This window comes from Streptomyces sp. NPDC005761, assembly GCF_040630635.1.
Classification (GTDB): domain Bacteria; phylum Actinomycetota; class Actinomycetes; order Streptomycetales; family Streptomycetaceae; genus Streptomyces.
The window spans coordinates 81,135-102,834 of sequence record NZ_JBEXXX010000030.1; the positions used below are offsets into that span (position 1 = coordinate 81,135).

The window sequence follows — 21,700 nt, forward strand, 5'->3', positions numbered from 1 at the left end:
GGTTCGCCCCCTCACCATCAGCGGAGCACCTTTCACGTGAACGACCAGCCGCGTCGCCGTCCCGCCAAGCCGCACCGCCGCCCGCAGAAGGACCCGGTCCGGTTCCTCGCCTTCGAGGCCCTCAGGGCCGTCGACGAACGCGACGCGTACGCCAACCTCGTCCTCCCCCCGCTGCTCAAGAAGGCCCGTGCCAAGGGTGACTTCGACAACCGGGACGCGGCACTGGCCACGGAGCTGGTCTACGGGACGCTGCGCCGACAGGGCACGTACGACGCGATCGTCGCCGCCTGCATCGACCGGCCGCTCCGCGAGGTGGACCCGCCGGTCCTGGACGTCCTCAACATGGGCGTGCACCAACTGCTCGGCACCCGCATCCCGACGCACGCCGCCGTCTCCGCGAGCGTGGAGCTGGCCCGGGTGGTGCTCGGAGAGGGGCGCGCCAAGTTCGTCAACGCCGTCCTGCGCAAGGTGTCGGCAGACGACCTCGACGGCTGGGTGGCGCGGGTCGCCCCCTCCTACGAGGACGACGCCGAGGACCACCTCGCCATCGTGCACTCCCATCCCAGGTGGGTCGTCTCTGCCCTCTGGGACGCGCTGGGCGGCGGCCGCGCCGGGATCGAGGACCTGCTCGAAGCCGACAACGAGCGGCCCGAGGTCACCCTGGTCGCCCGACCCGGGCGCTCCACCACCGAGGAACTCCTCGACGCCCTCGGCGAGGAGAACGGCCTGCCGGGCCGCTGGTCCCCCTACGCCGTCCGGATGGCCGAGGGCGGCGAGCCGGGCGCCCTGACCGCCGTGCAGGACGGCCGCGCCGGTGTCCAGGACGAGGGCAGCCAGCTCGTCGCCGCCGCCCTCGCCAACGCCCCGCTGGAAGGCAGCGACACCCGCTGGCTCGACGGCTGCGCCGGCCCCGGCGGCAAAGCCGCGCTGCTGGCCGCGCTCGCGGCCGGCCGCGGTGCCGCCCTGCTGGCCGCCGAGAAGCAGCCCCACCGGGCCCGGCTCGTCGAGCGTTCGCTGGCCGGCAACCCCGGCCCGTACCAGGTGATCACGGCCGACGGCACCCGTCCGCCGTGGCTGCCCGACACCTTCGACCGCATCCTGATGGACGTCCCGTGCTCGGGCCTCGGTGCGCTGCGCCGCCGCCCGGAGGCCCGCTGGCGGCGCCGCAAGGAGGACCTGGAGAGCTTCGCGCCCCTCCAGCGGGGCCTGCTGCGCGAGGCGCTGAAGGCCGTACGGATCGGCGGCGTCGTCGGGTACGCGACGTGCTCGCCGCACCTGGCGGAGACCCGGGTCGTCGTCGAGGACGTGCTCAAGGGCCGCGGCGGCGCACCCGTGGAGGCCGAGTGGGTGGACGCCCGCCCCCTGATGCCCGGTGTGCCCGCCCTGGGCGACGGACCGGACGTCCAGCTGTGGCCGCATCTGCACGGGACCGACGCGATGTACCTGGCTCTGCTGCGCCGCACCGGCTGATCGCCCCCGCTCTCCCCGGCCGCGGGCGAAAAGACCGGGAATGCGCGAACTGTAATGATCCCGTGAGGCTTTGGAGCGCACCGAAGCGGGGAACTGCCCCGGAGCATGGCAGGCTTGGCCCCATGGCCCAGATCAACCCCAGCATTCTTTCCGCCGACTTCGCACGTCTCGCCGAGGAGGCGAAGGCGGTCGAAGGTGCCGACTGGCTCCATGTCGATGTCATGGACAACCACTTCGTGCCCAATCTGACGCTCGGCGTTCCGATCGTGGAATCGCTCAGCAGGGCCACCAATACGCCGCTGGACTGCCATCTGATGATCGAGGACGCGGACCGCTGGGCCCCGCAGTACGTCGAGGCGGGGGCGGGCTCCGTCACCTTCCACGCGGAGGCGGCCGCGGCCCCCGTCCGGCTCGCGCGGGAGATCCGGGCCAAGGGCGCCCGCGCGTCCATGGCGCTCAAGCCGGCGACGCCCATCGAGCCGTACGAGGACCTGCTTCCCGAGCTCGACATGCTGCTGATCATGACGGTGGAGCCCGGCTTCGGGGGCCAGGCGTTCCTCGACATCATGCTGCCGAAGATCCGCCGCACCCGTGAACTGATCTCCAAGCACGGACTCGAACTGTGGCTCCAGGTCGACGGCGGGGTCTCCGAGTCCACGATCGAGCGGTGCGCGGAGGCGGGGGCGGACGTCTTCGTCGCCGGTTCCGCCGTGTACGGCGCCAAGGACCCGGCCGATGCCGTCCGGGCCCTGCGTGCCAAGGCCGACGGGGCCATCGCCTCGGCGGGGTGGGCGTGCGGTCACTGACGCCGCTGACGGCGCAGGCACCCGCTCCGGCCCCCGATTGCAGGTCGGCCGGGCCAAGGGCAGATGAACGCGGTCCGACGGGACCGATCAAGGATCGCCGTATCTGACAGGATGAACGGCGTATCGAGAGTGTGAACAGCAGTGAGGAGAGCGCGGTGTCTGCAATGTCGGCGGGCCGGTCCGCCCTGCGGATGGGGCCCGCGGAGCTGGTGCAGGCGGCGGCCATGGCCCGCCGCTTCTACCTCGAGGGCAAATCCAAGATCCAGATCGCCGAGGAATTCGGCGTCAGCCGGTTCAAGGTGGCCCGGGTCCTGGAGACGGCGCTGGAACGTGACCTCGTACGGATCGAGATCCGGGTCCCCGCGGAGCTGGACGCCGAGCGCTCCGACGCGCTCCGCGCCCGCTACGGGCTGCGCCACGCGGTCGTGGTCGAATCCCCGGCGGAGGAGCAGGACGACGCCGCCGACCCGGAGAACCTGGGCGAGGTCGCGGCCGACCTGCTCGGCGAACTGGTGAACGAGGGTGATGTGCTCGGCCTCGCCTGGGGGCGGTCCACCATCCACATGGCGGCGGCCCTCGACCGGCTGCCACCGTGCACGGTCGTGCAGCTCACCGGGGTGTACGACGCGGGAACGGCCGAGCGCGGATCGGTCGAGGCCGTGCGGCGGGCCGCGCAGGTCTCCGGCGGCGAGGCCCACCCGATCTACGCGCCGATGCTGCTCCCCGACCCGGCGACGGCCGCCGCGCTGCGCCACCAGACGGGCATCGCGCGCGCCTTCGAGTACTTCGACAAGGTGACGGTCGCGGCCGTCTCCATCGGCTCGTGGGAGCCCGGGATCTCCACGGTCCACGACATGCTCTCCGACGCGGAGCGCGAGCACTACGCCTCACTGGGTGTGGCCGCCGAGATGTCGGCCCACCTCTTCGACTCGGAGGGGCGGCGCGTCGGCCGCGACCTCGGCGAGCGCTGCATCACGGTCGAGGCGGACCGGCTGCGCCGGATCCCCGAGGTGGTCGCGATCGCCGGTGGCCAGCGCAAGGCCGCTGCGATCGGCGCGGTGCTGCGGTCCGGTCTCGTCACCAGCCTGGTGACCGACACGGCGGCCGCCGACTACCTGCTGACGGACTCGGCCGCGCCGCGCCGCCCCGCGCTGGAGCGGGCAGACCCGGACGGGGTGTAGTTCCGGAACGTGACGGGAGGGGGCGGGCGGTGATGGCACCGCCCGCCCTCTCCCGTGATGGTCCGCCGTATCCGGCTCAGTCCTGCCCGACGCCCAGGACGGTCGACTCCAGATACTGCTCCGGCTCCTTGTACTGACTGACGTCGGCCGGGTTGTAGCGCGGTGTCTGCCGGGACCAGTCGAGGTTCCCGCGCATCCAGCTCCGCATCCCGTCCAGGTACGGCTCCAGCATCCGGGCGAGCTGCGGGTAGGCGGCCAGCAGCTCCGCCTCCGCGGTCAGGAAGCGCTCGGTCTCCGTGGCGATCTCCGCGCAGACGAGTTCCAGGGCCTGCTGTTTGCCCAGGCCACGGTGGTGCCGGACGAGGTGGACGAGATTGTGGATCTCTCCGAGCACCTGCTCCTTCTCGTACGAGTACACGTCGTTCGCCCAGCACACGACATTGCACGAGGCTTCCAGCGCGGTGATGAAGCGTGCGTCGTTGTGGATCGACTCCGGCGCCTCGATACCGGCCACGATCTCTATCAGGTCCATGCAGACGTGTATCGCGCCGGTGTGGCGACGCTTCTCGATGTACGTGGCCTCGGCCGGGACCACGCCGTCCGCGCGGTTCCCGGCCTCCCAGGTGGTGGCCGTCGTGAGGTAGGTGATCAGATGCCAGGCGAAACGCCGCCGCCAGTGAGCCGCCGCTGCCGGTGTCGTGCGTTCCCACAGGTCCACGAGGGCGACGACCGCGGCCGGCAGCCGCTCGTTCGCCAGGGGGCCCGTGCCGGTGCCCTCGACCACGGACTGCATCAGGGCGACGACGTCCCGTACGCGGTCCGGACTGCGGCCCAGGTGTCCGTCGTCCAGCTGGTCGTCGACGAGAAACAGCCAGACGAACCAGTCGGCGACGAGGTCCAGATTCTCGCTGTCGGCGGTCGGGTAGACCATGCCGACGAAGGCCCCGAAGTCCGCCTGCTCGAAGCGGGCTCTGGCTGAATCCCGGTGCACCAGGCCGGTGTTGCGGGTCCAGCTGTCGAGATGTTCCCGTACGTGCCCGACATGCGGGTTCGTCCGCTGGGGGAACGGGCAGTAGATGTCCGGCAGTTCGCTCTCCACGGGCGGGTCGTCATCCTCTCCGGTCTTGTTTGAGGCGGGAGTTGTGACAGCGCCGCCTTGATGCTCCGGGGTGTCGGGTGCCCCGCGGGACCTGCGCGTTTGAAGCTACCTGACCCCAAGTCACCAGGTCCAGGGAAGGTGATCACGAATGATCCCGGCTCCCCTCGGGTAGGGTCTGTGGGTAAGGCAGGTTCCACTTGCCCGGGACTCCCGCTCTTGTTCCTCGGAGGAACATACGAAGGCGGGAGTCATTTGCTGTGTCTTCGTGGAAACGACCTGCGCCATTTCGTATGAAAAAATGAGTGTTATGCGTTTTCTTGAGCCCGGCACCGGTCGATACACAGAGTCCCCCTCCGTCCCGTACGACCTCACGTACGACGATGTCTTCATGGTTCCGGGCAGGTCGGCGGTCGGATCCCGCCAGGGGGTCGACCTGTCCTCGCCCGACGGCACCGGCACCACCATCCCGCTCGTCGTCGCGAACATGACGGCCATCGCGGGCCGCCGGATGGCCGAAACCATCGCCCGTCGCGGTGGGCTCGTCGTCATCCCGCAGGACATCCCGATCGAGGTCGTCACCGAGGTCATCAGCTGGGTGAAAACGCGTCACCTCGTGCTGGACACCCCCATCGTGCTGGCCCCCGGCCAGACGGTCGCCGACGCCTTGTCCCTGCTGCCCAAGCGCGCCCATGGCGCCGGGGTCGTCGTCGACGGCGACGGGCGCCCCGTCGGCGTGGTCACCGACCACGACCTGACCGGTGTCGACCGCTTCACCCAGCTCTCCGAGGTCATGTCGAAGGACCTGGTGCTGCTGGACGCGGACATCGACCCGCGCGACGCCTTCAACAAGCTCGACGGCGCAAACCGCAAGCTCGCCCCCGCGGTGGACGCGGACGGCCGGCTCGTCGGCATCCTCACCCGTAAGGCCGCACTGCGCGCCACGCTCTACACGCCCGCCACCGACGCGACGGGCCGGCTGCGGATCGCGGCCGCCGTCGGGATCAACGGTGACGTGGCGGGCAAGGCCAAGCAGCTGCTCGACGCCGGCGCCGACACCCTCGTCGTCGACACCGCGCACGGCCACCAGGAGTCCATGATCAGTGCGGTGCGCGCCGTCCGGGCGCTGGATCCGCAGGTGCCGATCGTCGCCGGCAACATCGTCGCCGCCGAGGGCGTGCGCGACCTCATCGAGGCGGGCGCGGACATCATCAAGGTCGGTGTCGGACCCGGCGCCATGTGCACGACCCGGATGATGACCGGTGTCGGCCGGCCCCAGTTCTCCGCCGTCCTCGAGTGCGCCGCCGAGGCGAAGAAGTACGGCAAGCACGTCTGGGCCGACGGCGGCGTCCGTCACCCGCGCGACGTGGCCATGGCGCTCGCCGCCGGTGCCTCCAACGTGATGATCGGCTCCTGGTTCGCCGGGACCTACGAGTCGCCCGGCGACCTCCAGCAGTCCGCCGACGGGCGCTTCTACAAGGAGTCCTTCGGTATGGCATCCGCGCGCGCCGTGAAGAACCGTACGTCCGACGAGTCGGCGTACGACCGGGCCCGCAAGGCGCTCTTCGAGGAGGGGATCTCCACCTCGCGGATGTTCCTGGACCCGTCCCGCCCCGGCGTCGAGGACCTGGTGGACTCGATCATCGCGGGCGTCCGTTCCTCCTGCACGTACGCCGGTGCGGGCTCCCTCGCGGAGTTCGCGGAGAAGGCCGTCGTGGGAGTGCAGAGCGCCGCCGGATACGCGGAAGGCAAGCCGCTGCACGCCAGCTGGAGCTGATCCCTCCCGCGCGCACCGACCGTGCCCCCGCCGGCTCTTCACGCCGGCGGGGGCACGGGTGTCTTCCGGGCGCCCAGGGCCCGCGGCATGGCCGGAGGGGGTGCCCGGAGCGGGCCGAGATCCGTACCAACTCTGTTGAAAAATAAGTAATATGAATCCCACTCAGCTGCCCGCCACTCTGCGGTAAGGGATCTCATGTCCTTCTTCACCGACCTGGCCCATCAGTACATCGACGGAGAGTGGAGGCCGGGCAAGGGTTCCTGGGACATCATCGACTTCAACCCGTTCGACGGGGAGAAGCTCGCCTCCATCACGGTCGCCACGGCCGACGAGGTGGACCAGGCCTATCGCGCGGCCGAGACCGCCCAGCAGGCGTGGGCGGACACCAATCCGTACGCCAGGCGGGCGGTGCTGGAGAAGGCCCTGCGCATCGTCGAGGAGCGCGAGGAGGAGATCGGTGACGCGATCGTCGCCGAGCTCGGCGGCACCCGGCTGAAGGCGGCGTTCGAGCTGCACCTGGCCAAGGAGTTCCTGCGCGAGGCGAGCAGGCTCGCGCTGGGGTCCACCGGGCAGATCCTGCCCTCACCGACCCCGGGCAAGGAGAACCGCGTCTACCGGGTGCCGGTCGGCGTGGTCGGGGTCATCAGCCCCTTCAACTTCCCCTTCCTGCTGTCCCTCAAGTCCGTGGCCCCGGCCCTGGCACTGGGCAACGCCGTGGTGCTGAAGCCGCACCAGAACACTCCTGTCTGCGGCGGCACGCTGGTGGCCAAGGTGTTCGAGGAGGCCGGGCTGCCGGCCGGTCTGCTGAACGTGGTCGTCACCGACATCGCGGAGATCGGTGACGCACTGCTGGAACACCCCGTACCGCAGGTCATCTCCTTCACCGGCTCCGACAAGGTCGGCCGGCACGTGGCGACGGTGTGCGCGGCGAATCTCAAGCGCTCCGTGCTCGAACTCGGCGGCAACAGCGCGCTGATCGTGCTCGACGACGCCGACGTGGACTACGCGGTCGACGCGGCGGTCTTCAGCCGGTACGTGCACCAGGGGCAGGTCTGCATGGCCGCCAACCGGATCCTCGTCGACCGCGCGGTGGAGCAGGAGTTCACCGAGAAGTTCGTCGCGAAGGTCGCCTCGCTGCGGGTCGGCGACCCGGCCGACCCGGCGACCCAGATCGGCCCGCTGATCAACTCGACCCAGGCCGAGGCCATCTCCGCACTCGTCGACCAGACCGTGGAGGACGGCGCGACGGCGCTGCTGCACGGACGGGCCGACGGGAACGTCGTCAGCCCTTCCGTGCTCACCGGCCTGGCGGCCGATTCCCCCGTGCTCTCCCAGGAGATCTTCGGCCCGGTCGCCCTTCTCATACCGTTCGACGGCGAGGACGAGGCGGTCCGGATCGCCAACGACACCCCGTACGGGCTGAGCGGCGCCGTGCACACCGGCAACATCGAGCGCGGCGTGCGGGTCGGGCAGCGCATCCGTACCGGCATGATCCACATCAACGACGGTACGGTCCACGACGAGCCCATCGTCCCCTTCGGCGGCGAGAAGAACTCCGGGCTCGGGCGGCTGAACGGCGACTCCATGCTGGAGGCCTTCACCACCCAGAAGTGGATCTCGGTGCAGCACGGTCGCTCGCAGTTCCCCTTCTGATCCCGTCCCGACCTTCGTCCGACCCGGCGCCACCTGCGCTGAGCGCGCCCCTGGGGGCGGGCACATGGTCTACTTCCGGGGGCGGCACCGCCGCTCCCGGAACAGCCGTGCCCGGCCCCGCCAAGGCCTCGCCATCGCAGAGAAGTGACCCGTACGACGTGCGACTGAACGACCTCGACGAACGCATCGTCCACGCCCTCGCCGAAGATGCCCGCCGCTCCTACGCCGACATCGGCTCGATCATCGGGCTGTCCGCACCCGCGGTGAAACGCCGGGTGGACCGGCTGCGGGCCGAGGGGGCGATCACGGGATTCACCGTGCGGGTGGACCCGGCGGCGCTCGGCTGGGAGACCGAGGGGTACATCGAGATCTACTGCAGCCGCAACACCTCACCGGAGTCCATCAAGCAGGGGCTCGCCCGGTATCCCGAGGTCGCCTCGGCGTCCACGGTGACGGGGGACGCGGACGCGCTCGTCCAGGTGTTCGCCGCGGACATGCGCCACTTCGAGCAGGTGCTGGAACGGATCGCGGGCGAGCCGTACGTCGAGCGGACGAAGTCCGTGCTGGTGCTCTCGCCGCTGCTGCGGCGGTACTCGTCGGGGTCCCCGGGGTAGCGGCGCGGCTGTCCGTACAGCGGGGCAGGACCGCCGGCCGGTGACGCGACGGCAGCACGGTTCTCCGGCGACGGTTGCGTCCTCACACGCCGGCCGGGCCGGATCTGCCCACCTGGTGCAATGAATCGCCGCGACCGGGTGATCCGACGCAACGGATCGACGGTCGGTGCGCAACGCTCGCGCCTTGTCCGGGGCGAACGGCGGAACGTACCGTCGATACGTCCCCGCCCCGCCACATCGTCCGAGGTCAGCCATGCCGCCGTTGCGCACCGCCCTGCTCCAGAGTTCCGGATGTCCGGGCTCGGTGGCGCGGAACCTCGAGGTGCTGGAGAGCGCCGCCGCGCGCGCCGCGGCGGCCGGTGCGCGGCTGCTCGTCTGTCCCGAGATGTTCCTGACCGGGTACGCGATCGGGGACGACGTCCCCCGGCTTGCCGAGGCCGCGGACGGACCCGCCGCCCGGGCCGTCGCCGAGATAGCCCGTCGGCACGGGATCGCCGTCCACTACGGCTACCCCGAGCGTGACGGCGACGCCCTGTACAACGCCGCACAGCTGATCGGGCCCCACGGGACCGCGCTCGCCAACTACCGCAAGACCCACCTCTTCGGCGACTTCGAGGAGCGGTGGTTCACCCCGGGTGACCGGCCCGTCGTCCAGGCCGAGCTCGACGGCGTCCGCCTCGGGCTCCTGATCTGCTACGACGTCGAGTTCCCGGAGAACGTACGGGCCCACGCCCTGGCCGGCACCGATCTGCTGCTGGTTCCCACCGCGCTGATGCACCCCTTCCCGTTCGTCGCGGAGTCCGTCGTCCCGGTCCGGGCCTTCGAGAACCAGTTGTACGTCGCCTACGCCAACCGGACCGGCGTCGAGGGCCCCTTCGAGTTCGTCGGACTGAGCGGACTCGCCGGCCCCGACGGCACGACTCGCGCCCGCGCGGGGCGCGGCGAGGAACTCCTCATCGGCGATGTCGACCCCGGCCTCCTGGCCGCCTCCCGGGCGGGCAACCCCTATCTCCGCGACCGCCGCCCCGGACTGTACGGCTCCCTCGTCTGAGCACACCGCCCCGTTCACCCGCCCGTTTTCCCGCAAGGAGTCCGTACCCCATGACGTCCACGGTGCCCCCGGCCGTCCCGCACACCGACGCAGCCCCGCCGATCACCATGTTCGGGCCGGACTTCCCCTACGCCTACGACGACTTCCTCGCGCACCCCGCCGGCATCGGGCAGATACCCGCGACCGAGCACGGCAGCGAGGTGGCCGTCATCGGCGGCGGGCTCTCCGGCATCGTCGCCGCCTACGAGCTGATGAAGATGGGCCTCAGGCCCGTCGTCTACGAGGCGGACCGCATCGGCGGGCGGCTGCGCACCGTCGAGTTCGACGGCTGCACCACGGACGGCGAACCGCTGACCGCCGAGATGGGCGCGATGCGCTTCCCGCCGTCGTCCACGGCACTCCAGCACTACATCGACCTGGTCGGACTGGAGACCAAGCCGTTCCCGAACCCGCTCTCCCCGGTCACCCCCTCGACCGTCGTCGACCTGAAGGGCGAGTCGCACTACGCCCGGACCATCGACGACCTGCCGCAGGTCTACCGCGACGTGATGGACGCGTGGAACGCCTGTCTGGAGGAGGGCGCCGACTTCACCGACATGAACCGGGCGATGCGCGAGCGCGACGTGCCGCGGATCCGGGAGATCTGGGCCAGGCTCGTCGAGAAGCTCGACAACCAGACCTTCTACGGCTTCCTCTGCGACTCCGACGCCTTCAAGTCCTTCCGCCACCGCGAGATCTTCGGGCAGGTCGGGTTCGGCACCGGCGGCTGGGACACGGACTTCCCCAACTCCATCCTGGAGATCCTCCGCGTCGTCTACACCGAGGCGGACGACCACCACCGCTCCATCGTCGGGGGCAGCCAGCAGCTTCCGCTGCGCCTGTGGGAACGCGAACCGCAGAAGATCGTCCACTGGCCGCTCGGCACCTCGCTGGCCTCGCTCCACGAGGGCGAGCCGCGCGGCGCCGTGACCCGCCTGCACCGCACCGCCGGCAACCGGATCACCGTCACCGACGCCACAGGCGACATCCGCACCTTCCGGGCCGCCGTCTTCACCGGCCAGTCCTGGCTGCTGCTCTCCAAGATCGCCTGCGACGACGCGCTCTTCCCGATCGACCACTGGACGGCGATGGAGCGCACCCACTACATGGAGTCGTCCAAGCTCTTCGTCCCCGTCGACCGCCCGTTCTGGCTGGACAAGGACGAGACCACCGGGCGCGACACCATGTCGATGACGCTCACCGACCGGATGACCCGGGGGACGTACCTCCTCGACGACGGCCCGGACCGGCCGGCCAGCATCTGCCTCTCGTACACCTGGTGCGACGACAGCCTGAAGTGGCTTCCGCTGTCCGCGACGGAGCGCATGGACGTCATGCTGAAGTCGCTCGGCGAGATCTATCCGAACGTGGACATCCGAGGGCACATCACGGGCAATCCGGTGACCGTCTCCTGGGAGAACGAGCCGTACTTCATGGGCGCGTTCAAGGCGAATCTGCCGGGCCACTACCGCTACCAGCGGCGGCTGTTCACCCATTTCATGCAGGACAGGCTGCCGGCCGACAAGCGAGGACTGTTCCTGGCCGGTGACGACATCTCCTGGACGGCCGGGTGGGCCGAGGGCGCCGTGCAGACCGCACTCAACGCCGTCTGGGGCGTGATGACCCAGTTCGGTGGTGCGACCGACGGCACCAACCCCGGGCCCGGCGACCTCTTCGACGAGATCGCCCCGGTCGAACTCCCGGAGGACTGAGACGCGTTACGCGGGGCGGCAGACGCTGCGCTGCCGGCCCAGGCCCGAGATCTCGACCTCCATCACATCGCCCGGACCCAGGTACGGGAAGCGTCCGGACAGGGCCACGCCCTGTGGCGTACCGGTATTGATGACGTCGCCCGGCTCCAGCACGAGGTACTGCGACAGATGGTGCACCAGATGCGCCACGCTGAAGATCATGTCCGCGGTGGAGGAGTCCTGGCGGGGCTCGCCGTTGACGAAGCTGCGCAGCCGCAACTGCTGCGGATCGCCCGCCTCGTCGGCTGTCAGCAGCACCGGGCCCAGCGGGTTGAAGGTGGCGCAGCTCTTGCCCTTCGACCACTGGCCTCCCGACTCCTCCAGCTGGAAGGCGCGCTCGGAGACGTCGTTGCTGACCGCGTAGCCCGCGATGTGGGCCGCGGCGTCGGCGGGGGAGTCCAGGTAGGAGGTGCGGCGGCCGATCACGACGGCCAGCTCCACCTCCCAGTCGGTCTTCCTGGAGCCGCGCGGGATGAGGACGTCGTCGTACGGACCGACCACCGTGTTCGGCGACTTGTAGAAGAGGATCGGCTGCGCGGGCGGCTCGGAACCGGACTCCGCCGCGTGGGCCGCGTAGTTCTGCCCGATGCACAGGAGCGCGGACGGCCGGGCCACCGGAGCACCGATGCGCTGTCCGGTGATGTCGGTCTCGGGGAGCTTCGGCTCGGCGGGGATCAGGTGCGGCTTGTCGGCCAGCGCGGCCAGGAAGGCACCGTCGATGTCGTCGGTGATGCCGGAGAGGTCGTAGTGGCGGCCCTCGGGGCAGACGGCGACCGGGCGCTCGTGGCCCGGCTCGCCGATGCGCATCAGTCGCATGGTGGTGAGATCTCCTGACGGGTACGGGTACGGGGTCTTCGGGGTTCAGTGCAGGCGGGTGAGGGCGTCGGCGGTGACCGCGTGGACCGGGGGGCGTCCGGCCAGCAGCCTCAGCACCTCGTTGACGGCGCTGAGACCCAGCCGCTGCCGGCACTCGACGCTGCCGGCAGCCTGGTGCGGGGTGAGGAGGACGTTCGGCAGGGCGCGCAAGGGGTGGTCCCTGGGCAGCGGCTCGGCGTCGAAGACGTCGATCGCCGCGTCCAGCCGGCCCGTGGCCAGCTCGGCCAGGAGCGCTTCCTCGTCGACCAGCCACGACCGGGCGGTGTTCACCAGGCCGGCGCCGTCCGGCATCAGCGCGAGCTCCGCGGCGCCGATCATCCGGTGGGTCTCCTCGGTGACCGGGGCGTGCACCGCCACGATCCGGCTGCGCGAGAGCAGCGCCTCCAGCGGCAGGGGGGTCACGCCGAGGGCCCTGGCCTCGTCCTCGGACAGGAACGGGTCGGTGACGCCGACCCTCGCCCCCATCGCCTGCACCAGCCGGATGTACGCGCGTCCGGTGCGGGAGGCGCCGATCACGCCGATGTCGCTGCCGTGGATCTCGTGGCGCGGCGGCGCCTCGCTCGCCGCCGCCCACTCCACCCCGGCGCGCAGCGCATGGTCGAAGCGCTGGATGCGGTGGAGCAGCGACAGCGTGAAGGCGAGCGCCACCTCGGCGACGGGGCGGGCCATCTCGTCACCGGCCTGGGTGACCAGGATGCCGCGCCGGAACACGTCCTCGGTGACATAGGGAGCGACCGCCGACCCGGTGTGCGCCACCAGCTCCAGCCGGTCCGCGTGGGCCAGCAGTCCGGCGTCCACCTTCGGCGCCCGCCAGGAGGTGATCAGTGCACGGGCGCCGGGCAGGGCGGCCGCCACCGCCTCCCGGTCGGAGTGCTCGTCGATCACGGTGAGTTCGGCCGCACGCTCCAGCTCCTGCCACACCTCGGCGGTGAAGAACTGGGCACGCAGGCCCGGCGGTACGGCGACGACGACCCGGCAGGGGCGGTCGGCGGGGTCAGGAGAGCCAGGCATCGAGGTGCTCCGCAACGAAGGCGTCATCGGTCAGCCAAGGGTAGGACTCGGCCACCCGGGTGATCTCGTCGGCCTGTCCGGGGGAGAGCGTCTCGGCCGGGTCCAGGCAGCGGATGTTCGCCAGCAGCCCCTGGCGGCGCAGCACTTCGTGGACGCCTGCGATGCAGCCGCGGAAGGCCCCCCGCACGTCGAAGACCGCGCTGTTGGCATCGGTGAGCTCGGAGCGGCGGGCCAGACAGCGGACCATCGCCGCGTGGTCGCCCGCGCGGGCCCGGCGGACGTCGTCGAGCAGGGTCACGGCCGGACCCGTCCACACCGCCCACTGCCCGAGCAGCCCGCCCGCGAACCAGCGCGGGGTGCCGGCGGAGGTCTCGTACGGGGTGAGCAGGTCGCCGATGATGTCGTCGTCGTTGCCGGTGTACAGCGCCACCTCGTCGGCGCGGTCCGCGGCGGCCACCGCCCGCACGACGTCGGCGGTGCGGTACCGGTCGAACGGGGCGACCTTCACGGCGACGGTGTGCGGCAGGTCGGTGAACGCCGACCAGAAGCCGGGCGACAAGTACCGTCCGCCGACGGCCTCCTGGAGGTAGAAGCCGATCACCGGCAGCACCTCGCCGACCGCCCGCGCCCGCTCCAGCAGCCCCTTCTCGTCCGCTCCGGGCACGGCCGGGCTGAGCAGCACCGCGTCGTAGCCGAGCGCGGCGGCGGTCTCGGCCTCGGCGACGGCCTGGGCGGTGTACCCGCAGGCGCCGGCCACCTTCACGAACGGCCGGCCGGCCTCGGCGTCGATGGTCTCGGCGGCGAGCTCCAGTACGGGCCGGAAGAGGCCCACCTCCCGCTCGCGGATCTCGAACTGGGTGGTGTGCACGGCGACGGCCACGCCGCCCGCGCCCGAGGCGAGGTAGTACCGGGTCAGGGCGCGCTGCCTGCGCTCGTCGAACGTGCCGTCCGCGTGCAGCGCGAGGGGATGGGCGGGGATCGCCGCGCCGTGGGCCAGCAGCTCCAGCGCGGGCGTGGACAGGTGGGAGGGAGTGGACATGGCGTGGATCAGAACCTTCCGTCACGTACCTGGAACTTGGTGGGTTTGCCGGACAGCGGCAGCCCGCGGCGCAGCCAGTCGGCCTGCCACTCGACGAGGGTGCGCAGCGCGACGTCCGGGTAGCCGAACAGGGCGTGGCAGCGGCTCGCGTCGGAGAGCAGTGCGGTGGGCGCCTCCTGGCCGGCGAGGACCGGCTCCTTGTCGAACTCCTCGCCGAACCACTGCGCGATGCGGCGCACCGACGCGGTCTCCGGGCCGGTGAGGTTGAGGGTGAACGCCTCGCCGTCGGTGGCATGCAGCAGCGAGCGCAGGGCGACCTCGTTGGCGTACCCCTGCCACACCACGTTGGCATGGCCGGTCGTCACGTCGACGGGTTCGCCCGCCCGGACGCGGTGGCCGATGTCCGCGAGGACGCCGTAGCGGAGGTCGACCGCGTAGTTGAGCCGGATGTTGGCGACCCTGGTGCCACGGGTCAGCGCCGCGTGAGCGAAGATCCGCTCCCGGCCGAGGCACGACATCGCGTACTCGCCGACCGGTCCGACCGGGTCGCTCTCGGTGCAGCCGCCGGAGGCCACGGGCACCAGGGGGTAGACGTTGCCGGTGGAGAACGCGGCGATCCGCGCCTCCGGCCAGCGGCCGGCCACCCGGTCCGGCATCGCGGCGTTCACCGCCCAGGCGTGTGAAGGCGCCCCGGCGGAACCGAACTTGGCGCCGACCATGAAGACGACGTTCCCGGCCTCGGGCAGCCCGGCCAGATCGGCTGCCGGGTCCATCAGGTCGAAGGCGACCGTACGGACCCCGTCCGCCTCCAGCTCCTCGGCGGCGGACTTGTCGGACCAGCGGGAGACCGCGTACACCGTCACGTCCGTGCGATCCGCGGCGTCCAGCGCCCGGCGCGCCAGCCTGCACAGGCTGGGTCCCATCTTGCCGCCCGCGCCGAGCACCAGCAGATCGCCTTCGAGACGGGTGAGATCGTCGACGAGCGCGGGCGAGGGGGTGGCGAGCCGCTCTTCGAGTGCGGCCTCATCGGTGAACATGTGTGGCTATCCCTTGATTCCGGACGCGGTGACGCCCTCGGTGAAGTAGCGCTGGCCCACCATGTACGCGGCGAAGATGGGCACGAACGCGATGACGGAGCCGGACAGCACCACGTTGAGCGGCACGTTCTGCTGCTGGAGCGAGGCGATGCCGACGGTCAGGGTGCGCATGTCCGTCGACTGGCCGATGACCAACGGCCACAGGAAGTCGTTCCAGTGCCACAGGAAGACGAACACGCCGAGCGTGGCGAGGATCGGCTTCAGGAGGGGCAGCACGATCCGGTAGAAGATGGCCCACTCGCTGCAGCCGTCGAGCCGGGCCGCCTCGAAGAGCTCGTCCGGCAGCCCCTGGATGAACTGACGCATCAGGAACACCGCCTGGGCGTTGGCCAGCGTCGGCACGATCAGGCCCCAGTACGTGTCCACGCCGCCCAGCTTCGCGATCATCGCGAACGTCGGGATCATGGTGACGTGGTACGGGACCATCACCATCGACAGGAACGACCAGAACATCGTCTCCCGGCCCGGGAAGCGCTTCTTGGCGAAGGCGTACCCGGCGAGGGAGGCGAGCAACAGCACACCGACGACCGAGACGACCGAGTAGACCAGCGTGTTCAGCAGCCAGCGCGGCACGTCCTGGGCGCCCATGACGGTGTCGTACGCCTCGCCGGTCAGCGGCCACGGCAGCAGACTGCCGGGGAAGTCGACCGCCGCGGACGGCTTCAGGGAGAGCACGACCATCGCGTAGAACGGGAAGACCGTGACGAGCGCGGCGACGGTCAGCAAGACGCCGCGGGCGATCCGGCCGGCTCGGGTCGGGCGCATTCCGTACGGGACGGTGTCCTGCTCGGAGAGTTTGCGCAGCTTGCGTTCGGCCCGGCGCACGGCCCGGTCCTGAGGTGCGGGCGTCCGGCCGGCGGGCGGGGCCTTCGTCTCCGTGGGTGCTGCGGTCATGGTCACTGGTCCTTCCCGATCACGAGCCGCTGGATCACCGCGACCACCACGGTCAGCACGAAGAGCGCGACACCGATGGCGGAGGCGTAGCCCAGGTCGAAGTACTTGAAGCCCGCGTCGTAGAGCTGGAAGACGAGCGTGTAACTGGCGTTGGCGGGTCCGCCGCCGGTCATCGTGTAGACGGCGTCGAAGACCTGGAAGGAGGCAGTCGTCTCGATGACCGCGAGGAAGAACAGCGCGGGCTTGAGCTGCGGCAGCACGATGTACCGGAACCGCTGCCAGGGCCCCGCCCCGTCGGTGAGGGCCGCCTCCTCCAGTTCCCGCGGGATGTCCTGCATCCGGGCGAGGAGGATGAGCATGCCGTACCCGAAGCGGGACCAGACGCCGACGATCGCGAGCGCGGGCAGCACCAGCACGTCGTCGGAGAGCCAGGAGCCCTCGGACATCCCGAACCAGCCCATCAGGGTGGACCACGGGCCGCCGGTCGAGAAGATCCACACGAAGACCGTCGCGGCCAGCACCAGCGAGGTGACGACCGGCAGGAAGAACACCGAGCGGAAGAACTTGGCCCCGCGGAACGCCCGGCGGGTGATCAGCGCCAGGGACACCGACGCGATGAGCGTGCCCGGCACGGCGAGCACGGTGTAGAGGACGGTGACCTTCAGCGCCTGCCAGAACAACGGGTCGTCCCACAGGCGGGTGAAGTTGTCGAACCCGATGAAGCTGCCGCCACCGGTGAGGGAGTAGTCGGTGAAGCTCATCAGCACACCGGCGACGCCCGGGCCGAACCGGAAGGCGAGGAAGAGCAGGAAACACGGAAGGACGAAGAGCAGGCCGATCCGGGCCTCGCGGCGCGCCTGCGGCCCGCTGCGACGGCCCCGGCGGGTGGGTTCCGCGACGACTGCCACGGGGATCTCCTTGCGGTACGGGGGAATTGCGGAAGGTCGGGGGAGTGCCCCGAGGAGGATGCGGGGCCGGACTCGGCCCCGCATCGGGTCAGCGGCCGAGCATCGCCTGCGCGGCCTTCTGCGCCGCGTCCAGCGCGTCCTGCGGGCTCTTCTTGCCGAGCAGCGCCGCCTGGATCTCCGGCGCGAGCATGCCCTGGACCTCACGCGCCTTGTCCTGGAGCGGGCCCACGTCCATGCTCGGCAGCGTGGCGCCGACGGCGGTCTGGAGTGCGTCGTCGGGGTACAGGTCACCGCCGGACCTACGGGCCGGGAAGAAGCCCGCGGCCTTCTGCAGGCCGGCCGCGTTCTTCGACTCGGCCACGAAGTTCAGCCAGTCACCGGTGTTCTTCTTGTCCGCGCCCTTGAGCATCGAGAGCGCGCCAACGGTGCCGTAGCCGACCGACGCGGTCTCCTTGAGCGGCGGCTGGACGACGATGTTCTCCTTGCCCCAGAACGGCTCGACGTCCGCCGGGGTGTTCTGCCAGGTGCAGGCGACCCTGCCCTTGGCGGTCGGGGTCTGTTCCAGCTTGGGCGTGGTCGTGACCAGGTCCTTGTCGGTGTAGCCGCCGTCGACCAGCTTCTTCAGGTACGTCAGTGCCCTGACGCCGGCCGCGTCGTTGAAGGTGACGTTCTTGCCGTCCTCGGAGAAGACGTCGCCACCGGCCTGCCACAGCAGCGGGTAGAACGTCATGTTCAGCGTCTGCTGGGTGTCGCCGCTGTAGCTGGTGGCGTAGTAGCCCTTCTTCTTCAGCTTCGGGGCCAGTGCCTCCAGGTCCGCCCAGCTCGTCGGGTAGGTCTTCTCACCGATGGCGGCGAACACGCGCTTGTCGCAGATCAGCGGGTTGGCACTGGTGAGGATCGGGGTGGCGAGCGCCTTGCCCTCGACGGTGACGGACTTCAGGGCGAAGTCCGTGTAGTCGGACTTGGCGCCGGCCGGCATGTAGTCGTCGGCCGGGACGATGCTCTTGGCGTACTTGGGCAGCTGGTCCGGGATCAGGTAGACCGCGTCCGGGCCCTTGCCCGAGGCGATGGCCGTGGCGAGTGCGGTGTCGCGGTTGGCCCACGGGAAGGTCTCCACCTTCACCGTGACGCCCGCGTGCTCCTTCTCGAAGGCCTTGACCAGACCGTCCCAGTACGCCTTGTTCTTGGCCTCGTCGAAGATGACCGGGTAGGTCCACATGGTGACGGTGCCGTCGTCGCCGCCGCTGCCGGAACAGCCGGCCAGCACACCGGCGGCGAGCGCGGTGGCCACGACGGGGGCGGCCAGGGCACGGACTCTGGAACGACGGGTGAGAAGACGGGACATGAGGGGGTCCTCCGAGGACGTGAGGGTGGTTCGGGAAGAAGTCACTGCGCCGGGACCGTCTGGACGGTTCCGGTGTGCCGGGCGCGTTCGGCGGCGAAGGCCGCGAGATGGCTGCCCAGCGAGGTGGCGGGGCCGGAACGGACAGCCCCGGCGTCACCGGTGGCGACGGCGGTGACGAACGCCTCGACGAGCGCGGCATCCCCGCCGCCGTGCCCGTCCGCGGCGTTCGAGCCGGACGTGCCGAGTTCGTGCACGGCCGACTCACCGGTCCGGAAGTCCTGCACCGTGACCCGCTCGCCGTCGCCGATGAGCCAGCCGTGCGAACCGAAGATCCGGGTCTGCCGGTGGGTCTGCTCGGTGAACGCCACCATCTGGAAGGTCGCGGTCACCCCGCCCGTCAGCTGCATCGCGAGCACCTGGTGGTCGACCACGTCGTTGTCCGAGCGGTACACGCAGACCCCGTACGGGCCCTCGCGCAGCGCCTGCACGAGCCCGGCCTCGTCGGCCGCGTCCGTCACATGGGTGACCGGCCAGACCGCGCCCTTCTCGCGCAGCGTCGGCATGTACAGCTTCGGCGCGCTGTACGGGCAGTCCGGCTCGACCGCACAGTCGAGACAGCGGTCGGCCGACCCGGCAGGGGCGTTCTCGGGCCGGAAGTGCTTCAGCCCTCCGAAGCCGGTGACCTGCTCGATCCGGCCGCCCATGACATACGTGATCCAGTCCAGGTCGTGACAGGACTTGGCGAGGAGCATCGGCGAGGAGTCCTTCTCGCTGCGCCACGGACCGCGCACGTAGCTGTGGGCGTAGTGCCACCAGCCGACCGGCTCGAGATGGTCGATCGAGACCAGTTGCCCGAGCACACCGGAGTCCACGACCTCCTTCACCAGGTCGGTGTACGGGGTGTAGCGCATGACGTGGCACACCGCGAACAGGACCCCGGCCCGCTCAACACCCTCGACGATCCGGCGGGTCTCCTCCTCGGTCGGGGCGAGGGGCTTCTCGGCGAGGATCGCGTAGCCGGCCCCGGCCAGGGCCAGCACCGGCTCCACGTGGAAGCGGTCCTGGGTGGCGACGATCACGGCGTCCGCGATGCGGTTCTCGACGAGCGGCCGCCAGTCGTCGAACTCGACGGGTGCACCGGCGGCGGCCCGCGCGGCGGGGCGCGGGTCGGCGACGGCGACGAGTTCGGCGCGCTCGGGGTGCGCCTTGATCCACTCGGCGTACGTCAGACCGCGGTTGCCGGCGCCGACGAGGGCGACCCGTACGGGCCGGCCGGTGATCGGGGTATGCGTGGACACGGGGAATCCCTGGTGCTCGGTGAGGGGTGGTGGTCAGAAGCGGAGCGTGGCCGCGGTGTGGGCGACGCGGTCGCTCTCGTCCGGCAGGGCGGTGCGCTCGGTGCCGTCCTCGACGCAGCCGGTGTGCAGCAGATGGCCGGTGCCGCCGAAGGCCGCGGGCCGCAGTTCGAGCCGGCCACCCGTGAAGGTGCAGCCGGTGGCCCGGTAGCGGTTGGCGCCGTCGGTGAGCAGCACATGGGCGGTGCCCTCGGCGGGGGCCGAGTCGAGGCCGCTGAGCTGCCAGTCGACAGTGCGTCCGGAACCGGTACGGGCCAGGAAGGCAGCGTCCTTGTTGGTGCCGCGCAGCCGCGAGCCGTCGATGCGCAGGCGCTGGTCCTTCGCCGAGGTCAGCTTCAGTCCGGTGTCGCGGAGTTCGCCGCCGAGCACGGTGATGTCGCCGTGCGCGAGCGAGACCGGGGCGGTGTCCTTGGAACCGGTCAGGGTGCACTGGTCGAGGACGAGCGGCCCGGTGCCGTTGAACACCGCGCCGTCGACGCCCTTCAGCGTGGTGCGCTGGAGGGTGAGCGGGACAGCGACGTTGGCCTGGGTGATCTCCGCGCCCGGCGCGAAGGCGAACGAGGAGTCGGCGATCACGTTGGGGCGGGCGGAGAGGTCCGAGGCCCGGGACACGATCAGCGGACCGGTGGCCGTACAGCCCCGCATCTGCACCCCGTCCGCGTTGACCCAGAGCATCCCGGAGCCGGCGAGGGACTTCTTGCCGATGACCAGGACGTCCTCCAGCGTCAGGTCGGTGATCTTGACGCGGGCGACGAACCAGGAGCAGGCGTGCCGCCGTACGGTGATGCGCTTGGCCCTGCCGCCCCAGGCCGCACCGGAGTTGGCGAAGGTCATCAGGCCGGAGTTGCCGGTGTAGACGAGGTCGTGCTCGAACTGGCCGTGGGTGACGAACGGTCCCTCGTCGTCACCGTCACCGTGGCAGTTGGTCACATAGCAGTAGGCCGATGCCGTGAAGTCGTTGAGATGGCGGGCGTTGGAGGTGTGACAGTCCTCCACATGCCCGTACAGGCAGTAGATCTGCTGGGTGAGATAACCCGCGCCGCCGTAGGTGACGGACTTCGGATTGGTGAGCGAGCACTGCTCGGTCCGGTAGTACGTGCACCAGCGGCGCATCACGACCGGCCAGAACGTGCCGACGGCCTCGATGCCGGAGACGTCGCAGCGCACCGCGTACTCGTAGGCGACCGGGTGCGAGCCGGTCATCTCGTCCTCGCCCCAGCCCTCGAAGACCATGTTGCGGACGTGGGCGCGTTCGACGGGCTCGATCCGGGTCCAGGCCAGGGTGCGGCCGGCCGCCAGGTCCCAGCCGATCTGGTAGTTGACCCGGATGTGCGCCGGGTCGACGACCTCGGTGACCTGGACCAGGCGCTGGATCTCCTTCTCGTACGTCCCCGCCAGGGCGTTGATCTCCACGGCCCACCACTGGCCCACGGCGAACTTAGACGCGTCGCCGACCTCGAAGAGGTCCGAGAGGTCCGGCATCGCCGCGCTCAGGCTGTGCTTGACGGTGGTGTCGGTGACGGTTCCGCGGAAGGAGAGGACGGCGCCGAAGGGGTTGTCGTGGGTGTTCTTCTCGATGCCGGTGGTGTGGATGTGGTGGCCGCCGAAGTCGAGTTCGATGTTCGAGCGGTTGAAGAGGTGGCGTCGGGTGAAGTGGAGGTCGGTGTGGGCTTCGATGCGGTGGACGTTGTGGTCGTTGACCATGGCGTCGAGTGCGTTGTCGGCGGGGGTGTCGGC

General features: G+C 70.6%; 18 protein-coding genes. 8 read left to right on the forward strand and 10 right to left on the reverse strand.

The features are described 5' to 3' along the window. Window positions 1-36: 36 nt before the first annotated feature. The 3 genes from ABZ434_RS25025 to ABZ434_RS25035 all read left to right on the forward strand — a co-directional run bounded on the left by ABZ434_RS25025 (window position 37) and on the right by ABZ434_RS25035 (window position 3,457). Window positions 37-1,470, forward strand: a complete 1,434-nt coding sequence (locus tag ABZ434_RS25025; protein WP_359140976.1) for a transcription antitermination factor NusB — start codon at window positions 37-39, stop codon at window positions 1,468-1,470. A 122-nt stretch (window positions 1,471-1,592) separates the two neighbouring features. Beyond that, window positions 1,593-2,276: a ribulose-phosphate 3-epimerase gene (gene rpe / locus ABZ434_RS25030; RefSeq protein WP_359140979.1), complete on the forward strand. Its 684-nt coding sequence runs from the start codon at window positions 1,593-1,595 to the stop codon at window positions 2,274-2,276. 164 nt (window positions 2,277-2,440) lie between these two features. Continuing rightward, a complete protein-coding gene (locus ABZ434_RS25035) occupies window positions 2,441-3,457 on the forward strand; it encodes a sugar-binding domain-containing protein (RefSeq protein ID WP_359141025.1) in 1,017 nt (338 codons plus the stop codon). A 76-nt stretch (window positions 3,458-3,533) separates the two neighbouring features. Here the strand turns inward: ABZ434_RS25035 and ABZ434_RS25040 are convergent, their stop codons facing one another. After that, on the reverse strand, window positions 3,534-4,556 hold the full coding sequence (locus tag ABZ434_RS25040) for a terpene cyclase (RefSeq protein ID WP_359140982.1): 1,023 nt from the start codon (window positions 4,554-4,556) through the stop codon (window positions 3,534-3,536). A 307-nt stretch (window positions 4,557-4,863) separates the two neighbouring features. Between ABZ434_RS25040 and ABZ434_RS25045 the strand changes: the two genes are divergently transcribed. The 5 genes from ABZ434_RS25045 (at window position 4,864) to ABZ434_RS25065 (ending at window position 11,399) form a co-directional block, all read left to right on the forward strand. After that, window positions 4,864-6,330: a GuaB1 family IMP dehydrogenase-related protein gene (locus ABZ434_RS25045; RefSeq protein ID WP_359140985.1), complete on the forward strand. Its 1,467-nt coding sequence runs from the start codon at window positions 4,864-4,866 to the stop codon at window positions 6,328-6,330. A 195-nt stretch (window positions 6,331-6,525) separates the two neighbouring features. Next, on the forward strand, window positions 6,526-7,983 hold the full coding sequence (locus tag ABZ434_RS25050; protein WP_359140988.1) for an aldehyde dehydrogenase family protein: 1,458 nt from the start codon (window positions 6,526-6,528) through the stop codon (window positions 7,981-7,983). Between the two features lie 158 nt (window positions 7,984-8,141). Then, window positions 8,142-8,597, forward strand: a complete 456-nt coding sequence (locus ABZ434_RS25055) for an Lrp/AsnC family transcriptional regulator (RefSeq protein ID WP_018103925.1) — start codon at window positions 8,142-8,144, stop codon at window positions 8,595-8,597. A 253-nt stretch (window positions 8,598-8,850) separates the two neighbouring features. Continuing rightward, on the forward strand, window positions 8,851-9,648 hold the full coding sequence (locus ABZ434_RS25060; RefSeq protein WP_359140991.1) for a carbon-nitrogen hydrolase family protein: 798 nt from the start codon (window positions 8,851-8,853) through the stop codon (window positions 9,646-9,648). Window positions 9,649-9,698: 50 nt separating this feature from the next. Then, a complete protein-coding gene (locus ABZ434_RS25065; protein ID WP_359140994.1) occupies window positions 9,699-11,399 on the forward strand; it encodes an NAD(P)/FAD-dependent oxidoreductase in 1,701 nt (566 codons plus the stop codon). Window positions 11,400-11,405: 6 nt separating this feature from the next. Here the strand turns inward: ABZ434_RS25065 and ABZ434_RS25070 are convergent, their stop codons facing one another. The 9 genes from ABZ434_RS25070 to ABZ434_RS25110 all read right to left on the reverse strand — a co-directional run. After that, complete coding sequence (locus tag ABZ434_RS25070; protein ID WP_359140997.1) at window positions 11,406-12,254, reverse strand: fumarylacetoacetate hydrolase family protein; 849 nt, start codon at window positions 12,252-12,254, stop codon at window positions 11,406-11,408. Between the two features lie 45 nt (window positions 12,255-12,299). Further along, window positions 12,300-13,325 (reverse strand): hydroxyacid dehydrogenase, encoded by a 1,026-nt coding sequence (locus ABZ434_RS25075; protein WP_359141000.1) that lies wholly within the window; start codon window positions 13,323-13,325, stop codon window positions 12,300-12,302. Then, a complete protein-coding gene (locus ABZ434_RS25080; protein ID WP_359141003.1) occupies window positions 13,309-14,364 on the reverse strand; it encodes a dihydrodipicolinate synthase family protein in 1,056 nt (351 codons plus the stop codon). The genes ABZ434_RS25075 and ABZ434_RS25080 overlap by 17 nt, the downstream gene beginning before the upstream one ends. 8 nt (window positions 14,365-14,372) lie before the next feature. Beyond that, window positions 14,373-15,401 (reverse strand): NAD-dependent epimerase/dehydratase family protein, encoded by a 1,029-nt coding sequence (locus ABZ434_RS25085; RefSeq protein WP_359141005.1) that lies wholly within the window; start codon window positions 15,399-15,401, stop codon window positions 14,373-14,375. A 6-nt stretch (window positions 15,402-15,407) separates the two neighbouring features. Further along, window positions 15,408-16,226 carry a carbohydrate ABC transporter permease gene (locus ABZ434_RS25090; RefSeq protein WP_359141027.1) on the reverse strand — a complete coding sequence of 273 codons (819 nt, stop codon included), beginning with the start codon at window positions 16,224-16,226 and terminating at the stop codon, window positions 15,408-15,410. A gap of 131 nt (window positions 16,227-16,357) precedes the next feature. Next, window positions 16,358-17,263 carry a sugar ABC transporter permease gene (locus tag ABZ434_RS25095; RefSeq protein WP_359141008.1) on the reverse strand — a complete coding sequence of 302 codons (906 nt, stop codon included), beginning with the start codon at window positions 17,261-17,263 and terminating at the stop codon, window positions 16,358-16,360. 88 nt (window positions 17,264-17,351) lie between these two features. After that, window positions 17,352-18,608 carry an extracellular solute-binding protein gene (locus tag ABZ434_RS25100; RefSeq protein ID WP_359141010.1) on the reverse strand — a complete coding sequence of 419 codons (1,257 nt, stop codon included), beginning with the start codon at window positions 18,606-18,608 and terminating at the stop codon, window positions 17,352-17,354. 41 nt (window positions 18,609-18,649) lie between these two features. Further along, window positions 18,650-19,906: a Gfo/Idh/MocA family oxidoreductase gene (locus ABZ434_RS25105; RefSeq protein ID WP_359141013.1), complete on the reverse strand. Its 1,257-nt coding sequence runs from the start codon at window positions 19,904-19,906 to the stop codon at window positions 18,650-18,652. 33 nt (window positions 19,907-19,939) lie between these two features. After that, window positions 19,940-21,700, reverse strand: a 1,761-nt coding sequence (locus ABZ434_RS25110) for a peptidase C14 (protein WP_359141016.1), incomplete at its 5' end; no start/stop codon positions are given.

Coding starts and splice junctions, on each gene's coding strand:
- rpe (WP_359140979.1), top strand. CDS start 1,593: ATGGCCCAGATCAACCCCAGCATTCTTTCCGCCGACTTCGCACGTCTC.
- ABZ434_RS25035 (WP_359141025.1), top strand. CDS start 2,441: ATGTCGGCGGGCCGGTCCGCCCTGCGGATGGGGCCCGCGGAGCTGGTG.
- ABZ434_RS25045 (WP_359140985.1), top strand. CDS start 4,864: ATGCGTTTTCTTGAGCCCGGCACCGGTCGATACACAGAGTCCCCCTCC.
- ABZ434_RS25050 (WP_359140988.1), top strand. CDS start 6,526: ATGTCCTTCTTCACCGACCTGGCCCATCAGTACATCGACGGAGAGTGG.
- ABZ434_RS25060 (WP_359140991.1), top strand. CDS start 8,851: ATGCCGCCGTTGCGCACCGCCCTGCTCCAGAGTTCCGGATGTCCGGGC.
- ABZ434_RS25065 (WP_359140994.1), top strand. CDS start 9,699: ATGACGTCCACGGTGCCCCCGGCCGTCCCGCACACCGACGCAGCCCCG.
- ABZ434_RS25070 (WP_359140997.1), bottom strand. CDS start 12,254: ATGCGACTGATGCGCATCGGCGAGCCGGGCCACGAGCGCCCGGTCGCC.
- ABZ434_RS25075 (WP_359141000.1), bottom strand. CDS start 13,325: ATGCCTGGCTCTCCTGACCCCGCCGACCGCCCCTGCCGGGTCGTCGTC.
- ABZ434_RS25080 (WP_359141003.1), bottom strand. CDS start 14,364: ATGTCCACTCCCTCCCACCTGTCCACGCCCGCGCTGGAGCTGCTGGCC.
- ABZ434_RS25085 (WP_359141005.1), bottom strand. CDS start 15,401: ATGTTCACCGATGAGGCCGCACTCGAAGAGCGGCTCGCCACCCCCTCG.
- ABZ434_RS25090 (WP_359141027.1), bottom strand. CDS start 16,226: ATGCGCCCGACCCGAGCCGGCCGGATCGCCCGCGGCGTCTTGCTGACC.
- ABZ434_RS25100 (WP_359141010.1), bottom strand. CDS start 18,608: ATGTCCCGTCTTCTCACCCGTCGTTCCAGAGTCCGTGCCCTGGCCGCC.